Below are 230 nucleotides of genomic sequence, written 5' to 3'. Positions count from 1 at the left end.
CGACGGTGTCCATCACGGCGCTCCGGGACGCGGACGGTGACCTCCGCGGGTTCCTGAAGGTGACGCGGGACATGACCGAGCGCCGGGAGCGCGAGCAGCAGTTGGAGCACGAGCGCGAGCGGCTGGAGTTCATGAACCGCATCATCCGGCACAACCTCCTGAACGGGATGAACGTCGTGGAGGCGCGCGCCGGCCTCCTGTCGGGGCGCGTCGACCCGGAGGTCGCGGAG

1 pseudogene is annotated in these 230 nt (G+C 70.4%); it reads left to right on the top strand.

The features are described from left to right. Positions 1-230, top strand: a pseudogene (locus tag SM753_RS21250) (bacterio-opsin activator); the annotation flags it as partial.

The organism is Halostella sp. PRR32, assembly GCF_034808085.1.
GTDB lineage: Archaea > Halobacteriota > Halobacteria > Halobacteriales > Natronoarchaeaceae > Halostella > Halostella pelagica.
Note: the sequence above shows the minus strand (reverse complement) of the source record. Positions and strands in the feature narration are given on the sequence as shown.